17 protein-coding genes are annotated in these 14,556 nt (G+C 67.5%); 5 read left to right on the top strand and 12 right to left on the bottom strand.

All coding sequences use genetic code 11. The annotated features are described in order from the left end of the window. Positions 1-420 precede the first annotated feature (420 nt). Positions 421-876, top strand: a complete 456-nt coding sequence (locus tag DAT37_RS25450; RefSeq protein WP_109527311.1) for a hypothetical protein — start codon at positions 421-423, stop codon at positions 874-876. 100 nt (positions 877-976) lie between these two features. Here the strand turns inward: DAT37_RS25450 and DAT37_RS25445 are convergent, their stop codons facing one another. From DAT37_RS25445 to DAT37_RS25420, 6 genes are all read right to left on the bottom strand, one after another. After that, entirely contained in the window at positions 977-1,144 is a 168-nt protein-coding gene (locus DAT37_RS25445; protein WP_109527310.1) for a DUF4236 domain-containing protein, read from the bottom strand. A gap of 182 nt (positions 1,145-1,326) precedes the next feature. After that, positions 1,327-2,274, bottom strand: coding sequence for a twin-arginine translocase subunit TatC (tatC, locus tag DAT37_RS25440; protein ID WP_109527309.1), 948 nt, complete (start codon positions 2,272-2,274; stop codon positions 1,327-1,329). A gap of 117 nt (positions 2,275-2,391) precedes the next feature. Beyond that, on the bottom strand, positions 2,392-2,646 hold the full coding sequence (gene tatA, locus DAT37_RS25435) for a Sec-independent protein translocase subunit TatA (protein ID WP_109527308.1): 255 nt from the start codon (positions 2,644-2,646) through the stop codon (positions 2,392-2,394). Between the two features lie 63 nt (positions 2,647-2,709). After that, positions 2,710-3,753 carry a 2-dehydropantoate 2-reductase gene (locus DAT37_RS25430; RefSeq protein WP_109527307.1) on the bottom strand — a complete coding sequence of 348 codons (1,044 nt, stop codon included), beginning with the start codon at positions 3,751-3,753 and terminating at the stop codon, positions 2,710-2,712. After that, the gene (locus DAT37_RS25425; protein ID WP_269814799.1) at positions 3,750-4,730 is read right to left on the bottom strand and encodes a helix-turn-helix transcriptional regulator; all 981 of its coding nucleotides are present in this window, start codon (positions 4,728-4,730) and stop codon (positions 3,750-3,752) included. The genes DAT37_RS25430 and DAT37_RS25425 overlap by 4 nt, the downstream gene beginning before the upstream one ends. Then, the gene (locus tag DAT37_RS25420; protein WP_198654409.1) at positions 4,727-5,722 is read right to left on the bottom strand and encodes a helix-turn-helix transcriptional regulator; all 996 of its coding nucleotides are present in this window, start codon (positions 5,720-5,722) and stop codon (positions 4,727-4,729) included. Before DAT37_RS25420 ends, DAT37_RS25425 begins: the two co-directional genes overlap by 4 nt. 93 nt (positions 5,723-5,815) lie before the next feature. Here DAT37_RS25420 and DAT37_RS25415 point away from each other — a divergent pair, with 93 nt between their 5' ends. Then, positions 5,816-6,112, top strand: coding sequence for an MTH1187 family thiamine-binding protein (locus DAT37_RS25415; RefSeq protein ID WP_109527305.1), 297 nt, complete (start codon positions 5,816-5,818; stop codon positions 6,110-6,112). 112 nt (positions 6,113-6,224) lie between these two features. Then, on the top strand, positions 6,225-6,983 hold the full coding sequence (locus DAT37_RS25410; RefSeq protein ID WP_109527304.1) for a dihydrofolate reductase family protein: 759 nt from the start codon (positions 6,225-6,227) through the stop codon (positions 6,981-6,983). Here DAT37_RS25410 and DAT37_RS25405 read toward each other — a convergent pair. From DAT37_RS25405 to dop, 6 genes are all read right to left on the bottom strand, one after another. Then, positions 6,970-7,347: a nuclear transport factor 2 family protein gene (locus DAT37_RS25405; protein WP_109527303.1), complete on the bottom strand. Its 378-nt coding sequence runs from the start codon at positions 7,345-7,347 to the stop codon at positions 6,970-6,972. The two genes, DAT37_RS25410 and DAT37_RS25405, sit on opposite strands and share 14 nt — an antisense overlap. A 91-nt stretch (positions 7,348-7,438) precedes the next feature. Beyond that, positions 7,439-8,797, bottom strand: a complete 1,359-nt coding sequence (gene pafA, locus DAT37_RS25400; RefSeq protein ID WP_198654408.1) for a Pup--protein ligase — start codon at positions 8,795-8,797, stop codon at positions 7,439-7,441. A gap of 262 nt (positions 8,798-9,059) precedes the next feature. Beyond that, positions 9,060-9,854 (bottom strand): proteasome subunit alpha, encoded by a 795-nt coding sequence (gene prcA, locus DAT37_RS25395; protein ID WP_109527301.1) that lies wholly within the window; start codon positions 9,852-9,854, stop codon positions 9,060-9,062. Continuing rightward, the gene (gene prcB / locus DAT37_RS25390) at positions 9,851-10,696 is read right to left on the bottom strand and encodes a proteasome subunit beta (RefSeq protein WP_109527407.1); all 846 of its coding nucleotides are present in this window, start codon (positions 10,694-10,696) and stop codon (positions 9,851-9,853) included. Before prcB ends, prcA begins: the two co-directional genes overlap by 4 nt. Before the next feature lie 14 nt (positions 10,697-10,710). Beyond that, entirely contained in the window at positions 10,711-10,905 is a 195-nt protein-coding gene (locus DAT37_RS25385) for a ubiquitin-like protein Pup (RefSeq protein WP_109527300.1), read from the bottom strand. A 596-nt stretch (positions 10,906-11,501) separates the two neighbouring features. After that, positions 11,502-13,001: a depupylase/deamidase Dop gene (gene dop / locus DAT37_RS25380; RefSeq protein WP_109527299.1), complete on the bottom strand. Its 1,500-nt coding sequence runs from the start codon at positions 12,999-13,001 to the stop codon at positions 11,502-11,504. 258 nt (positions 13,002-13,259) lie between these two features. Between dop and DAT37_RS25375 the strand changes: the two genes are divergently transcribed. Further along, positions 13,260-13,958, top strand: coding sequence for a hypothetical protein (locus tag DAT37_RS25375; RefSeq protein WP_157978689.1), 699 nt, complete (start codon positions 13,260-13,262; stop codon positions 13,956-13,958). Positions 13,959-13,991: 33 nt separating this feature from the next. After that, on the top strand, positions 13,992-14,519 hold the full coding sequence (locus DAT37_RS25370; protein WP_109527406.1) for an NUDIX hydrolase: 528 nt from the start codon (positions 13,992-13,994) through the stop codon (positions 14,517-14,519). The last annotated feature ends 37 nt before the right edge of the window (positions 14,520-14,556 follow it).

Raw genomic sequence — 14,556 nt, 5'->3', positions numbered from 1 at the left:
CCCTGCCGCACAACCCAATCCACCCACCATCCCCGCCAACCACCAACCGAGTTGACAACCAGGCACGACCCCTAACTGCGCGGCATTGGATCTAGTACTCCAGCAACGCTGATCCCTGCCTGGTTCGCGAAAGGCCAAGGTTGGGACCTACCCGCCGATACGAGCCAGGTATGCGGGGTTTATCGGCGGTCAGAACCGGCTACGACACGACGACAACCGCCGCCACGGAGGTCGGCGGCAGCCCGCCACTTCGGTGGTGTATCCCTGGATAGGGAACGCCCCCTGAGTGATTCAGGCACCCAAGGGTCGTTCCTGTCCAGGGGTGGACTTACCGGTTCATCTCATCGACGGCCAGGAATCGAACAGGGGCAATGGATTTTGGGTGCGCAGTACGGGTGTTACCGCCGGTAATGTCGCGGCATGCCCACGCCCGAGATCGAGCAGGCGACCACCTTCACCGCCGTCATCGGCACCACGCCGGTCGTGATCGTGCTCCCGCGTCTGCGCGCCGCCCTGATCGCCGAATCCGGCGCGCTGGTCACCGCGGCTGCCTGGACCGCCGCGCTCACCGAGCACGGCGCCCAGCCGATGCGCGACACCGATTTCGTCGGCGACCCAGCGCCGGGTTGGACGGTCACTATCGGCCGGGGACTCACCGCGGTGCGGATCACCGGCCCGGCCGGACTCGGCGAGATCTACGACGGCGGCCTGGCGGCCGACACGGCGTGGCGGGAGCGGGTCGCTGGCCTGCACCACATCGGTGCGGGCCTGGTCGTCATCAGCGGCACCGCCGACTCGACGACCCCCGACGCCGCGCTGGAGATGATGGAGACCGAGCGCGCGGTGTGGATTCGCGCCGCTACCGAGTTGGGGTGAAACACCGACGAGGTCAGGGCCAGTCGTATGGATTTTTCCGATACTGCCCTGCCCATCCCCGGCCGCGCCGGTCACCGATCGACGACCGGCGCGGGCGGGATCAGCGCTGGCGCCAGCTGAGCGGGCCCGGCAGGTCGACGCTGTTCTTCTTGGTCCGGGAGTTCCAGGACCAGCGACCGATCTTGATGCTCCATGAGGACAGACCCGACTGGGTGAAGTTGAGCTTCAGCGGCCCGTAGGATTTGCGCTGGCGGTATTTGATGGGCATGTGATCCTCCTCGTTCGCTCCAGCAATAGCCGAACACGGGCGGTCCAAACGACTTCGGGCCGATTCGGGGTCACGGTGTTCGGAATCACTTGGACGACGCGGTGATTCGGTTCACGTACGAGAGGTGATCGTCGCGGGTGTCGCGCACGCGGGCGATCCGGAGCGGGCGGCGTCGGAGGGTGTTAAAGGGTGTCGGAGTAGTCCGAGACCGAACGCGCCGACGCGTCAGCGGATCCGGACATCGACTCGGCGGGCCTGATCGGTTCGGGACCCGCGAGCACCGAGGCTTCCTCGTCGCGCAGGGCCGCTTCGGCGTCCTTGCGCGCGCGCCGCTTGTCGTTGATCCGGGCGAATTGTACGGCGACCTCGAACAGTACGGTCAGCGCGCAGGCCAGGGCCAGCATCGAGAACGGGTCCTGCGGGGTGACGATCGCGGCGAAGACGAAGAGTCCGAAGATGATTCCGCGTCGCCAGGCCTTGAGCCGCACGTAGGTCAGTACGCCGGTGAGGTTCAGGCCGATGATGATCAGCGGGGTTTCGAAACTGACGCCGAAGATGATCAGCAACTGGATGATCATCGAGAAGTATTGCGAACCGCTCAGCGCGGTGATCTGGACGTTGTCGCCGATGGTCAGCAGGAATTGCAGGGCGTGGGCCACGATGAAGTAGGCGAGCACCGCGCCCGCGCCGAACAGCACCGAACCCGAGACGACGAAGCCGACGGCGTAGCGCCGTTCCTTCGCGTACAGGCCCGGGGTGATGAACGCCCACAGCTGATACAGCCAGACCGGCGCGGCCAGCACCACACCCGCGGTGAACCCGACCTTGAGTCGCAGCATGAACTGTTCGAACGGCGCGGTCGCGAGCAGGCGGCACGCCCCGTCCGAGGTCAACGTGGCACGCGCCTCGGGTGGCAGCGAACAGTAGGGACCGGTCAGCAGGTCGCCGAGGCTTTCCAGACCGAAGAACGAATGCGTGTACCAGAGGAAGCCGATCACGGTGGTCAGCAGAATCGCGGCCAGCGATTTCAGCAGCCTGCCGCGCAGTTCCTGCAGGTGCTCGACCAACGACATGGTGCCGTCGGGATTCGTCCTGCGCTTGCTGCGCCGAGGATCGAATGGGATTCGCATAGGTCTGATGTGTCCCTGAGTCGAGAGCCGCTGAGTCGGGTGCCGCGAACCATGTCACGGTCCGCCGAACAGCACTGATCGGGGTGAGCCGGACTCACCCCGATGGGAACGGACCGCTCAGGCCGACTTCTGCTGCGGCTGCGGTGGCACCGGCTCGGCCGCGGACTGCCCCGGCGGCAGCGGCTGCGCGGGTGGCGGAGTCGGCGCGGTCGAAGGAGTCTCCTCCTTCTGCATCTGGCTGACTTCGCTCTTGAAGATGCGCAGAGACCGGCCGAGGCCGCGAGCCGCATCCGGCAGCCGCTTGGCGCCGAAGAGCACCACGAACAGCAACGCGATGATCAGCAGGTGCGTCCAGCTGAACGTGCCTGACATCTGTACCTCCCAAAAAAGTGGTAGTGCCGATGCTACCGGACCACGGGGGACGCGACGGGCGGGTCAGTCCCTGTTCGCCCGAGGTTCGCCCCGCACGCTGTCGGCGGCGGCCAGCAGTTGCTCCAGCAGTTCGGCCCCCGTCCAGGTGCGGCGATCGCCCTGTTCGGCCGCGACGATCAGTTCGATGAGCCGTTGATTGACCGGTGTCGGCAGACCGACCATCTCGCCGAGTCCGACGATTTCGCCACAGAGCCAAGAGATTTCGGTCTTGCGCCCGAGTGCGAGGTCGTCGGCCATCGAGGAACGCGCCATCGGATCGATGGCGAGCACGCGGCCCGCGACCCGGCCGAAGACGGCGTCGGGCACGGTCAGCAGGCGCGTCATCACTCGTGGCGGCAGCGGCGTCAGGCGCGCCGGATGAATTCGCGCTCTGTTCATCGCGGCGAGCGCCTCGGACTGGGTCAGCGCCAGGCAGCGGCGGTAGTTGCGGTCGGCGAGTTCCTCGCGCAACGGTCGCCCGGACAGCGCGTTGATGGGGTTGTTGAGGTTCAGCAGCAGTTTGGCCCACTGCACCGGGAGCAGATCCCGATAGCGACGCAACCCGAGTCCCGCGCGATCGAAGACCGCGGCGGCCGCCGCCAGCGCCGGATCGTCCTGCGCCGCGATCCCGCCCTCGGTTCCTCGGTGGAACCGGCCGCCGGGGTGATGCACGACATTGAACATCACCATGCCCGCCAGCACGACGCAGGTGGGCAGGATCTCCCTGATCACGGTGTCGTTGCCGATACCGTTCTGCAGACTGAGCACCAGGGTGCCCGGCCGCAGGACGCCCGCCAGCTCGCGTACCGCGCTCGCCGTGGCCGCCGATTTGACCGTGACCAGCACCAGATCGGCCGATCCGGCGTCCTCGGGGGTGGTCGACACCCCGAACTCCGCGGGTTCGACGGTGACCTCGCCGCCGTCGAGGTCGGTGAGACGCAGCCCGGACGCGGTGATCTCGTCGAGCATTCTCGGTCTGCCGACGAAGGTCACCTTCGCCCCGGCCGCGGCCAGTTTCCCGCCGACGTAGATCCCGATGCTGCCCGCCCCGAGCACCACGACATTCATCGGATCTCGAACCCTGCCTCCGCGTAGACCGCCAGCGCGGCATCGGAACGTTCCCGCACCGCGGCGACTAGTTCGGGCGGCCCGAGCACGGTCACTCCCGCGCCGAAGCCGAGCAGCAGCCGCGCCATCCAGTCCAGGGTGGCGAAACGCATGGTGACGTCGAGGCTGCCGTCGGAATTCACCGCCAGCCGATTCATCGGGTACTGATCGAGCACCCACCCGTAATCGGGGTGGATTCGCAGTCGCGCCAGCGGAACCGCCGGATCGTCCTGGAACAGGTCCAGCGCCGCCGCGGCCTCGGTGGCGTGACTGGGCGGACGCGCGGGTTCGTCGAGTTCGGTCGCCGCCTCGATCCGGTCGAACCGGAAAAGCCGGACCCCCTCGGCCTGCCTGCACCACGCCTGTAGATAGCTGTTGTTGTCGACCAGCACGATCCGGATCGGATCGACGATCCGCTCGGAGACCACATCCCGGCTCGCCGAGTAGTAGACCAGGCGCAGCGCCCGCTGGCGTGCCAGCGCGGAACGCACCGTCGCCACCGCGGGGGCCTCCGCGGGCGGCATCCGGGAATCGTGCGGCTCGCAGATCTGCGCGCCACCGCCGACGATCGCCGATTCGATCTTGGCGATGGCCGCGTGGGCCGCGGTGGGATCGACCATGCCCGGCATCTCCACGATCGAGCGCAGCGCGACGAGCAGGGCCGTCGCCTCGGTGGAGGTCAGCCGCAGCGGCCGGTCGATCCCGGCGGAGAAGGTGACCTCGATGCTCTCCTCGGAGAACGACAGGTCGATCAGGTCGCCGGGACCGTAACCGGGCAGCCCGCACATCCACAGCTGATTGAGATCGCTCATGAGCTGTTTGGTGGTCACGCCGAGATCGGCGGCGGCCTCGGCGGCGCTGATCCCCGGATTGGCGATGAAGTACGGGATCATGTTGAGCAGCCGCGACAGTCGCACGGACAGGCGGGTGTTGCTCACAACACCACCTCCGTGCGTTCGAGCACCGACCGCAGCCTGGCCACGACATCGGAACGCAATTCCTCGGGCGCGATGACGAGAGCGTCCGGTCCGAGACCGGTGATCAGTCGCGCCAGCCAGTCACGGGACCGGATCGGGATCTCGACCTCGACCCCCGCCCTGCCCGCGACACTGCGTTCACCGATGACCCGGCCCAGTCTGCGGATCTCGCGTCCGCGTCCCTCGGCCACCCAGACCGTCGCCGCCCCGCTCACCGGAGCGCCGCTGGTGACACGGTCGACGATGGACCGCAGATCGAGACCTTCGGGTTTGTGCACCGTGTTGACCGGACCGTAGGCGGTGATGTCGTCGCCGATGCGCGAGAGCCGGAAACTGCGCACGGCGTCGCGGTCGCGATCGTGCCCGACCAGATACCAGCGCCCGTGGTGGGTCACCACACCCCACGGCTCCACATCGCGCATCAGGTACGGCGCGTTGACGGCGCCGCGATGTTCGAAGCGCACCGCCCGGCCTTCGTCGATGGCCGCCAGGAGTTTGCCGAGTACCGGTTCCGAACCGCGGGTCCGCGCCGGGACGGCGGGCACCGAGGCCACCGCCGCGTCGGTTTCGACGTGCACGCCCGCGGCACGCAACTTGAGCAGCGCGCCCTCGGCCGCGGCCGCCAGTTCGGGGGATTCCCACATCTGGACCGCGACGGCGACCGCCGCCGCCTCCTCGTCGGACAGCCCGATATCCGGCAGTTCGTAGGCGTCCCGGTTGATCCGGTAGCCCTCCACCGTCGAGTACCGGCTCACCTGACCGACTTCCAGCGGAATGCCCAGGTCGCGTAGCTCGTTCTTGTCCCGTTCGAACATCCGGCTGAAGGCCTCGTCGCTCGCGGACTCCTCGTACCCCGCGACGCTGTCCCGGATCCGCTCTGCGGTCAAGAACTGCCGGGTCGACAGCAGCGCGATGACCAGATTCATCAGCCGCTCGACCTTGGATATCGCCACTCGATAGAGGGTAATCTGCGCTCCGCGGTCCGTGCGCGGCGGCGCGCGATTCGCTACGCGCGGCCGAATCCCCCCGACATCGAGGAGCAGCCCATGATCGTCGCCTTTTCCGTGACACCCCTCGGCGCCGGAGTCGACGTCGGACGCGCGGTGGCCGAGGCGGTGCGGGTGGTCAGGGCGAGCGGCCTGCCCAATCGCACCGACGCGATGTTCACCACCCTCGAAGGCGAATGGGACGAGGTGATGGCGGTGGTGAAGGCGGCCTCCGATGCCGTGCTGGCGGCAGCGCCGCGATGCAGCCTGGTGCTCAAGGCCGACATCAGGCCCGGCGTCAGTGACGCGATGACCTCGAAGGTCGACACCGTGGAGCGCTACCTGGCCGGGGAGTAGACCGCTCCCGGCCGCGAACGGGGGTGGTTCCGTCGCCTGTGCAACGGGGGTAGGCGGGGTCGCGGGTTCGCCGAGGGGGCACCGGGTATCCGACCGTTGAGAGGGAGGCACGATGCGACGGCCCCGGGTGATCACGCACAACACGATTTCGGTGGACGGGCGGCTGGCGGTATCACCTCGCACACTCCTGATGCGCGACGAGCGCTGGCCCAGCGGTGCGGAAGGTTATCGCGACCTCATGCGCAGGCATCGTCCGCAAGTACTGCTCGAGGGCAGCGGATCGCTGGTCACCGACGATCAGCGGCCCCGGATCCTGCCCGCCACCGATCGCCCCGTCTCGGCCCTCGCGCGCGACCACCTACCCGACGAGGTCGTCGCCCGCGCCACCGCGGGCTGGTTCGTGGTGCCGGACAGTCGCGGCCGGGTGCGCTGGACTCAACGGGACTTCCCCGGCACCGAGATGGCGGGCTGGCATCTGCTCGTCCTGGTGGCGACCGCCACACCGCCGAGTTACCTCGCCTACCTGCGTCGCGAGGGCGTCCCCTACCTGGTGTGCGGACGCCGTCACGTGGATCTCACGGCCGCGTTGAAGGTGCTACGCGCGCGTTTCGCGGTGGAGACCGTGGTCGCGACCGGTGGTGCGCGGCTCGGCGGTGCGCTGTTGCGGGCGGGGTTGATCGATGAGATCGAGACCGAGGTGGTACCGATCGCCGTCGGCGGCACCAGGACGGCGGCGATGTTCACCGCCACCGACCTGGATCGGACCGCCCAGCCCACCCGGCTGCGCTGCATCGGCGCCGAGCAGCGTCCGCACGGGCGGGTGCTGCTGCGCTACGCCGTGGACACCGACCGGTCGCTCAGCTCCGAATGACGGTCTGTTGATAACAGGCGAGCCGCCATCGTCCCTCGTGCCGGACATAGGTCGTCGACATCACACCGCGGAACGCGGGTTCGTCGCCGTCGCGGTAGGCGACACCGATGTAGACCAGGACCCTGCCGTCCGCGCCGACACCGACCACGCGCGGATCCTCGATCTCGTAATCGCGCCACGGCGGCGCGTCGCGAAGCGACGAGACCACCGTGTCGCGGTTCATGATCATGCCGTTGGCCAGCACCATCACCGCGTCCTCGGTCATGATCGCGCCGTAGAACTCGGCGCCGGTGCTCGAACACAGCGCGTCCCAGCCACGACGCTCGACCTCGAGCAGTTCGTTCAGGAGTTCGTCATCGGTCATATTTCCACGCTAGCCAGCGCGGACACGAGAAACCGCCCGCCGCGCCCCTCTCGTGGAAGGGTGCGGCGGGCGGTGTGAATTTCTCGGTCTCCTACATCGAGGCGATCAGCCGGTCGACGCGCTCGTCGACGGACCGGAACGGATCTTTGCAGAGCACCGTGCGTTGCGCCTGATCGTTCAACTTCAGGTGCACCCAGTCGACGGTGAAATCGCGGCCGGCCTCCTGCGCGGCGGTGATGAAATCACCGCGGAGCTTGGCGCGCGTGGTCTGCGGCGGGGTGTCCACGGCGGCGTCGACGGCCTCGTCCTCGGTGATCCGCTTGGCCAGACCCTTGCGCTGCAACAGATCGAACACACCGCGACCGCGTTTGATGTCGTGGTAGGCCAGATCCAGCTGGGCGATCTTGGGATCGGACAGTTCCATGCTGTAGCGATCCTGGTAACGCTGGAACAGCTTGCGCTTGATCACCCAGTCGATCTCGGTGTCGACCTTGGCGAAATCCTGCGCCTCGACCGCGTCGAGGGTGCGACCCCACAGGTCGACGACCTGGTCGATCTGTGGATCCCGGTCGCGGTTGCGCAGGTGTTCGACGGCGCGGGCGTAGTACTCGCGCTGGATGTCGAGTGCGCTGGCCTGGCGTCCGCCCGCCAGCCGAACGGGCCGCCTGCCGGTCAGATCGTGGCTGACCTCGCGGATGGCGCGGATCGGGTTGTCCAGGGCGAAATCGCGGAAGGAAACCCCGGCCTCGATCATCTCCAGGACCAGTGCCGCCGTGCCGACCTTGAGCATGGTGCTCGGCTCGGCCATATTGGAATCACCGACGATCACATGCAGGCGGCGGTATTTCTCCGCGTCCGCGTGCGGCTCGTCACGGGTGTTGATGATCGGCCGCGAGCGGGTGGTCGCCGAGGAGACGCCCTCCCAGATGTGCTCGGCCCGTTGCGACAGACAGAAAGTGGCCGCTTTCGGAGTCTGCAGTACTTTGCCCGCACCGCAGATCAATTGGCGGGTCACCAGGAACGGCAGGAGCACATCCGAGATCCTGGAGAACTCCCCCGCGCGCACCACGAGAAAATTCTCGTGACAGCCGTAGGAGTTTCCCGCGGAGTCGGTGTTGTTCTTGAACAGGTAGATATCGCCGCCGATACCTTCCTCGGCCAATCGCTGTTCGGCGTCGATCAGCAATTCCTCCAGCACCCGTTCACCCGCGCGATCGTGGGTGACCAGCTGATGCAGGTTGTCGCACTCCGCCGTCGCGTACTCCGGATGCGAGCCGACGTCGAGGTACAGCCGAGCACCGTTGCGAAGGAACACGTTAGAGCTACGGCCCCAGGACACCACCCGGCGGAACAGGTACCGGGCTACCTCGTCGGGGGACAGCCGACGGTGACCGTGAAAGGTGCATGTCACACCGAACTCGGTCTCGATCCCCATAATTCGTCGCTGCACACCATCGACATTACAGCCATATCCAGCAGTTGCGTGGGGCTGCGGACAACACGAATGCATACGTCTTCACAACGATTCGGGTCGGTTTGTCCGTTTCCACAGACCCGGACCGGCGGATTTCCGGTGCGAATTCACCCCGCGGTCGGGCGCGTCACAGCACCGGAAAAAGTGTCACGGCACCGGAAAGAACTCGGGCCCGCGTCCGGAACCACCGTCGAACGGTATTCCGGGCGCGGGCCCGAGCGGGGTTGTGCGGCTCGCCCTACTCGGGCTGCTTCGGAGTTTGCTCCCCGGTCGATTCCGGCGCGGATCCCTCCGCGTCGGCGGGGGACGCCGCCGGGGTGCTCCCCGCGCCGAGCAGCTGTTCCAGCTGGGCGTTGGGGACGCGCCGGAAGGCACGGCGCTGTCGCGACTGCTCCAGCGTCGCCACCTCGAGCGCGGCGACCCCGAGCGCACGCTTGTCCTTGTCGGCGCCCTCCGGAATCCCGGCCTGCAACGCCTTGACCGCGATGTCGATGGCGGAACTCAGATCCAGCCCGGACCGGTAGGAACCCTTCAACGCGGTGAGGATCGGCTCGGTCGTGCCGCCCATCACCACGTATTCGCGTTCATCGACGATCGAACCGTCGAAGGTGATCCGGTAGAGCACCGACTGCTGCTCCTGCTCCGGATAGCCGACCTCGGCGATGCAGATCTCTACCTCGTAGGGTTTGAGCTGATCGGTGAAGATCGACCCGAGAGTCTGGGCGTAGGCGTTGGCGAGCGCACGGCCGGACACATCGCGCCGGTCGTACTGGTATCCCCGCAGATCGGCCTGCAGGATGCCGCCACGACGCAGGCTCTCGAATTCGTTGTACTTGCCGACGGCCGCGAACCCCACGCGGTCGTACAGCTCACTCACCTTGTGCAGCGTCGCGGACGGATTCTCCGCGAGGAACAGCACACCCTTGTCGTACGCCATCACGATGACACTGCGACCACGACCGATCCCCTTGCGCGCGAGTTCGGTCTTGTCGCGCATGATCTGCTCGGCCGACGCATAGTACGGCAGTGTCATGCTGGGGCACTCCCTTCTTGCGCGGCCTCACGTGCGGCGACGATCTCGCGCGCGATCTCCTCCAGCCGCGTTCCGGCCACCTCTTCGGCGCCTTCCTCGGTGATGAGGACCGCGGTGGGATAGATGCGACGCACCAGATCGGGCCCGCCGGTGGCGGTGTCGTCGTCGGCGGCGTCGAACAATGCCTCGACGGCGATGCGCAACGCGCGCGTCTCGTCGATTCCCTTGGCGTACAACTTCTTCAACGACGTCTTGGCGAACATCGAACCCGAGCCGACCGCGGCGTAGCCGAATCGCTCCTCGCTGCGCCCACCGACGACGTCGTAGGAGATGATGCGCCCGACCCGATCCGGATCGGTGGTGTGCTGGTCGTAACCGACCAGCACCGGCACCACGGCCAGACCCTGCAGGGCCGCGGGAAGGTTGTCACGCACCATCTTCGACAGCTTGTTGGCCTTGCCGTCGAAAGTGAGCGAGATCCCTTCGATCTTCTCGTAGTGCTCCAACTCCACGGCGAACAACCGCACCATCTCGACGGCCATGCCTGCGGTACCCGCGATACCGGCCGCCGAATAGGTGTCGGTGATGTACACCTTCTCCATATCCCTGCTGGCCAGCAGGTTTCCCTGGGTGGCCCGGCGATCGCCCGCGATCAGCACACCGCCCCGGAAACTGACCGCGACGATGGTGGTCCCGTGCGGGGCCACATCCTTGGCGGCGCCACCGGAGGAACCGGTGGCGCCGTCGATCGCGGCGAATCTGTTGCCCGGCAACAGATCCGGTGCGTAACTGCGCAGGTGTTCGGTGAAGGACGAGAGTGCGTGCCCCGGTTGGAGACGCATCGGATCACCTGCTGTCACTGGCCGCCCTTCTGCACGTACGCGCGGACGAAGTCCTCGGCGTTCTCCTCCAGCACGTCATCGATCTCGTCGAGCAGGTCGTCGGTCTCTTCCGCCAGTTTCTCGCGGCGCTCCTGACCGGCCGCTTCGGCGCCCTCGGGCCCCTCGTCCTCGTCGCCGCCCCCGGCGCGCTTGGTCTGCTCTTGTGCCATCGCAGCCGACCTCCTCTGTCCTCATCATGACCGGAGCCCAGTATGAGCACGGCTCCGATCATGAGCAATGTTCGTGCTCGTACGAACAACCCTACCCAGCCGAACCCGGGCTGTGTTGATTTGCGGCCGGGGCCGCGTGGTTCGCGGCCCCTTTGTCTCGCGTCCGAGCGGTCGAGACTCGCGCCTTCGGCGCATGCGCTTCGACCGCTCGGACGCGAGACGGCCGCGAACCCGGTCGCTCGTAATACTCGCTCCGGACGGGGTCGTTGGGAGGCGGCGCTCGGTGGCAGGTGTCAGTTCGGCGACAAGGTGTCGACGGCACCAGCCGCTCGCCCGCGTAGCGCGGCGTGATGTAGGGCGAGGCTCGCGCCGAGGCGTTCGGACCAGGCCCACCAATCCCCAGCCGACCACACCAGCGACATCGCAACACCGCAACACCCCCACCAAACCCCACCCCGCACGGCGCGAGCCTTACGAGCGCCCGTTCGCGGCCGTCTCGCGTCCGAGCGGTCGAGACAATGCGACGCAGTCGCGAGTCTCGACCGCTCGGACGCGAGACAAGAAGGGCCGCGAACCCGCGGCCCCGGCCGCCAATATCACTGCGTCAGTTGTTCGACCAGTTCGGCCGCGGTCTCGACGCCGTCGAGGAGTTTGCCGACGTGGGATTTGGTGCCGCGGCGGGGTTCGAGGGTGGGGATGCGGACCAGGGAGTCTCCGCCGAGGTCGAAGATGACCGAGTCCCAGCTCGCGGCGGCGATGTCGGCGCCGAAGCGGCGCAGGCATTCGCCGCGGAAGTAGGCGCGGGTGTCGGTGGGGGGCTTGGTCATCGCGTCGAGGACCTGCTGTTCGGTGACGAGTCGTTTCATCGATCCGCGCGCTACCAGGCGGTTGTAGAGGCCTTTGTCGAGGCGCACGTCGGAGTACTGCAGATCCATCAGGTGCAGTTTGGGGGCGGCCCAGCCGAGCCCTTCGCGGTTGCGCATGCCTTCGAGCAGGCGCAGTTTCGCGGTCCAGTCGAGCAGGTTCGCGGTCTCCATCGGGTCGCGTTCGAGCAGGTCGAGGACCATGGCCCAGTTGTCGAGGATGTCGCGGGCGCGTGGGTCGTCGTTGCCTTCGCGGTCCATGAATTTCGCGGCCCGCTCGTGGTAGAGGCGTTGCAGCGCGAGGCCGGTGAGTTCGCGGCCGTCGGCGAGCGCGACGGCGGTGCGCAGGGTCGGATCGTGGCTGATCTGGTGTACGGCGGTGACCGGGCGGGCCAGTTGCAGATCGGACAGGTCCTCGCCTGCTTCGATCAGGTCGAGTACGAGCGCGGTGGTGCCGACTTTCAGGTAGGTCGACATCTCGGCCAGGTTGGCGTCGCCGATGATGACGTGCAGTCTGCGGTATTTGTCGGCGTCGGCGTGGGGTTCGTCACGTGTGTTGATGATGCCGCGTTTGAGGGTGGTCTCCAGTCCGACCTCGACCTCGATGTAGTCCGAGCGCTGGGAGAGCTGGAAGCCCGCGGTGTCGCCGGATTGTCCGATTCCGACGCGGCCGGAGCCGGTGATCACCTGCCGGGAGACGAAGAACGGGGTGAGCCCGACGATGATCTGGTTGAACGGGGTGTCGCGGCTCATGAGGTAGTTCTCGTGGGTGCCGTAGGAGGCGCCCTTGCCGTCGACGTTGTTCTTGTACAGCTGCAGGCGGGGTGCGCCGGGCACGCTGGAGGCGTGGCGTGCGGCGGCTTCCATGACCCGCTCACCGGCCTTGTCCCAGATGACGGCGTCGAGCGGGTCGGTGACCTCGGGCGCGGAGAATTCCGGGTGCGCGTGGTCGACGTAGAGGCGCGCGCCGTTGGTGAGGATCATGTTGGCCGCGCCGACCTCGTCCGCGTCGATGACCGGCGCGGGCCCGTTCATCCGGCTCAGGTCGAATCCGCGCGCGTCTCGCAGCGGTGATTCCACCTCGTAGTCCCATCGGGTCCGCTTGGCCCTCGGCACGCCTTCGGCCGCCGCGTACGCGAGCACCGCCTGGGTGGAGGTGAGGATCGGGTTGGCCGACGGCTCGGTGGGTGTCGAGATACCGTATTCGACCTCGATGCCGATGATGCGCTGCATGCCATCGAGCCTAGGCGACAGATGCCGATGTCATGCCGAGGGTGGTATTTCGCTCATCGCGGGTCCGTCCGCGCGGGATCCGCGTGGTGCGAGCCCGCGAACCCGAGTAGTCGGCTACGCGTGTTCTTCCCGGTCGGCCCGGTGATTCTGGGGTGGCGCCGCTCGCCGCGGGGTGCGGGGCCTGCCCGGTCGAGGTGTGTCGGACCGGGCGTGATTCCCGGATTCGTCTGTCACGCACCGGAATACGGAGAGAACCCGATGAAAGCCGCGGTCCGCGAGATCTGGCTGCCGTTCAATGTGCCGCTGGAGGGCCGGGTGCCCTGGATGTACCTGGATGTCCGGGGGTGCGTGCGCACCGCCGTCGGCGTCGCACTCGACGAGTCGGCGCGCGGGTTCGGCTCCCCCACCCAGGGTGAGCGGGCCGCGGCGCTGGCCGCGTCCCGGCGGCTACCGTGGCGTCGGGGCATGCGCGGCCCGTACGCCTCCGACACCGATATCGACGCGGCGTGGGACACGGTGAAACGTCGCACCGATCTGGTGCGCGGCGGTTGCCGCCGTTTCGAGCGGGTGACCGATCTGCGTCTGACGAACGGGGCGATCGACCGTTTGGTGTTCGAACGTCTCGACGAATGGGAGACGCTGATGCGGGGTCGGCTGACGCGTCACGGCGACGGGGCGGTGATCACGCCGTTCGCCGCTTTCGAATCCTGGCCCGCCGACGCGCAACTGGGCATGCTCAGCATGTGCTGGAGCATGGGGCCCGCTTTCGATTTCCCGCGATTCGAGCGGGCGGCGCTGCGCCGCGATTGGCTGCGTTGCGCCGCCGAATGCCGCGTGTATCCCGAAATGGGGACCGTGGCGCGCCGCAACGAACGCAATCAGGAGTTGTTCCGCAACGCGTTCCGGGTCGAGTCCACCGGGTCGGATCCACACCGGTTGCTGTTCACGTTGCCCTGATCTCGGCCGCCGCGATCCGGCTACCCTGTGGATGTGACGCTCGCCGAACGGTTTCCGTTGCTGCACACGCCGGCTCGCTGGGAATGGGGTGGGCTCGACGTCCGTTTCTCGACCGAACTGCCGCCGGACGATCTCGTCACCAATATCCATGTCGTCTGTTTCGTCGGCGCGCGGATCGTGCTGTGTCGCGACGATCGCGATATCTGGCTGGTGCCGGGCGGGACGCGCGAGGCCGACGAGACGATCGAGGACTGCGTGCGCCGCGAACTGCGCGAGGAGGCGGGCGCGCGCACCGTCGGGCCGCTCCGGTGGATCGGGGCGCATCACGGCATCAGCGACCATCCGGCGCCCTATCGGGCGTGGCAGCCGCATCCGCGCAAGGCGTTCCTCTGGTGCACGGCCGATGTCGTCGTCGATTCCGCGCCGACGAATCCCGGCGACGCCGAACAGATACAGGAGGTCCGCGCGTTCGCGCCCGCCGAGGCCGTCCGGTTGGCCGCGACGAACGGCGATTACATGTCCGAACTGGTGGCGTTGGCGATCGAACTGCGTCACGGGTAGGTCGGCGCCGCTCGCCCGGTCACCCCGATACGGCCGC

Source organism: Nocardia aurea (assembly GCF_003123685.1).
Taxonomy (GTDB): domain Bacteria; phylum Actinomycetota; class Actinomycetes; order Mycobacteriales; family Mycobacteriaceae; genus Nocardia; species Nocardia aurea.
The sequence above is the reverse complement of the archived record's forward strand: the minus strand, read 5'-3'. Positions and strand labels throughout refer to the sequence as shown.

Bases quoted from the DNA above. Each gene is read 5' to 3' on its own strand.
- DAT37_RS25450 (WP_109527311.1), top strand. From the start codon at position 421: ATGCCCACGCCCGAGATCGAGCAGGCGACCACCTTCACCGCCGTCATC.
- DAT37_RS25445 (WP_109527310.1), bottom strand. From the start codon at position 1,144: ATGCCCATCAAATACCGCCAGCGCAAATCCTACGGGCCGCTGAAGCTC.
- tatC (WP_109527309.1), bottom strand. From the start codon at position 2,274: ATGCGAATCCCATTCGATCCTCGGCGCAGCAAGCGCAGGACGAATCCC.
- tatA (WP_109527308.1), bottom strand. From the start codon at position 2,646: ATGTCAGGCACGTTCAGCTGGACGCACCTGCTGATCATCGCGTTGCTG.
- DAT37_RS25430 (WP_109527307.1), bottom strand. From the start codon at position 3,753: ATGAATGTCGTGGTGCTCGGGGCGGGCAGCATCGGGATCTACGTCGGC.
- DAT37_RS25415 (WP_109527305.1), top strand. From the start codon at position 5,816: ATGATCGTCGCCTTTTCCGTGACACCCCTCGGCGCCGGAGTCGACGTC.
- DAT37_RS25410 (WP_109527304.1), top strand. From the start codon at position 6,225: ATGCGACGGCCCCGGGTGATCACGCACAACACGATTTCGGTGGACGGG.
- DAT37_RS25405 (WP_109527303.1), bottom strand. From the start codon at position 7,347: ATGACCGATGACGAACTCCTGAACGAACTGCTCGAGGTCGAGCGTCGT.
- prcA (WP_109527301.1), bottom strand. From the start codon at position 9,854: ATGACACTGCCGTACTATGCGTCGGCCGAGCAGATCATGCGCGACAAG.
- prcB (WP_109527407.1), bottom strand. From the start codon at position 10,696: ATGCGTCTCCAACCGGGGCACGCACTCTCGTCCTTCACCGAACACCTG.
- DAT37_RS25385 (WP_109527300.1), bottom strand. From the start codon at position 10,905: ATGGCACAAGAGCAGACCAAGCGCGCCGGGGGCGGCGACGAGGACGAG.
- dop (WP_109527299.1), bottom strand. From the start codon at position 13,001: ATGCAGCGCATCATCGGCATCGAGGTCGAATACGGTATCTCGACACCC.
- DAT37_RS25375 (WP_157978689.1), top strand. From the start codon at position 13,260: ATGAAAGCCGCGGTCCGCGAGATCTGGCTGCCGTTCAATGTGCCGCTG.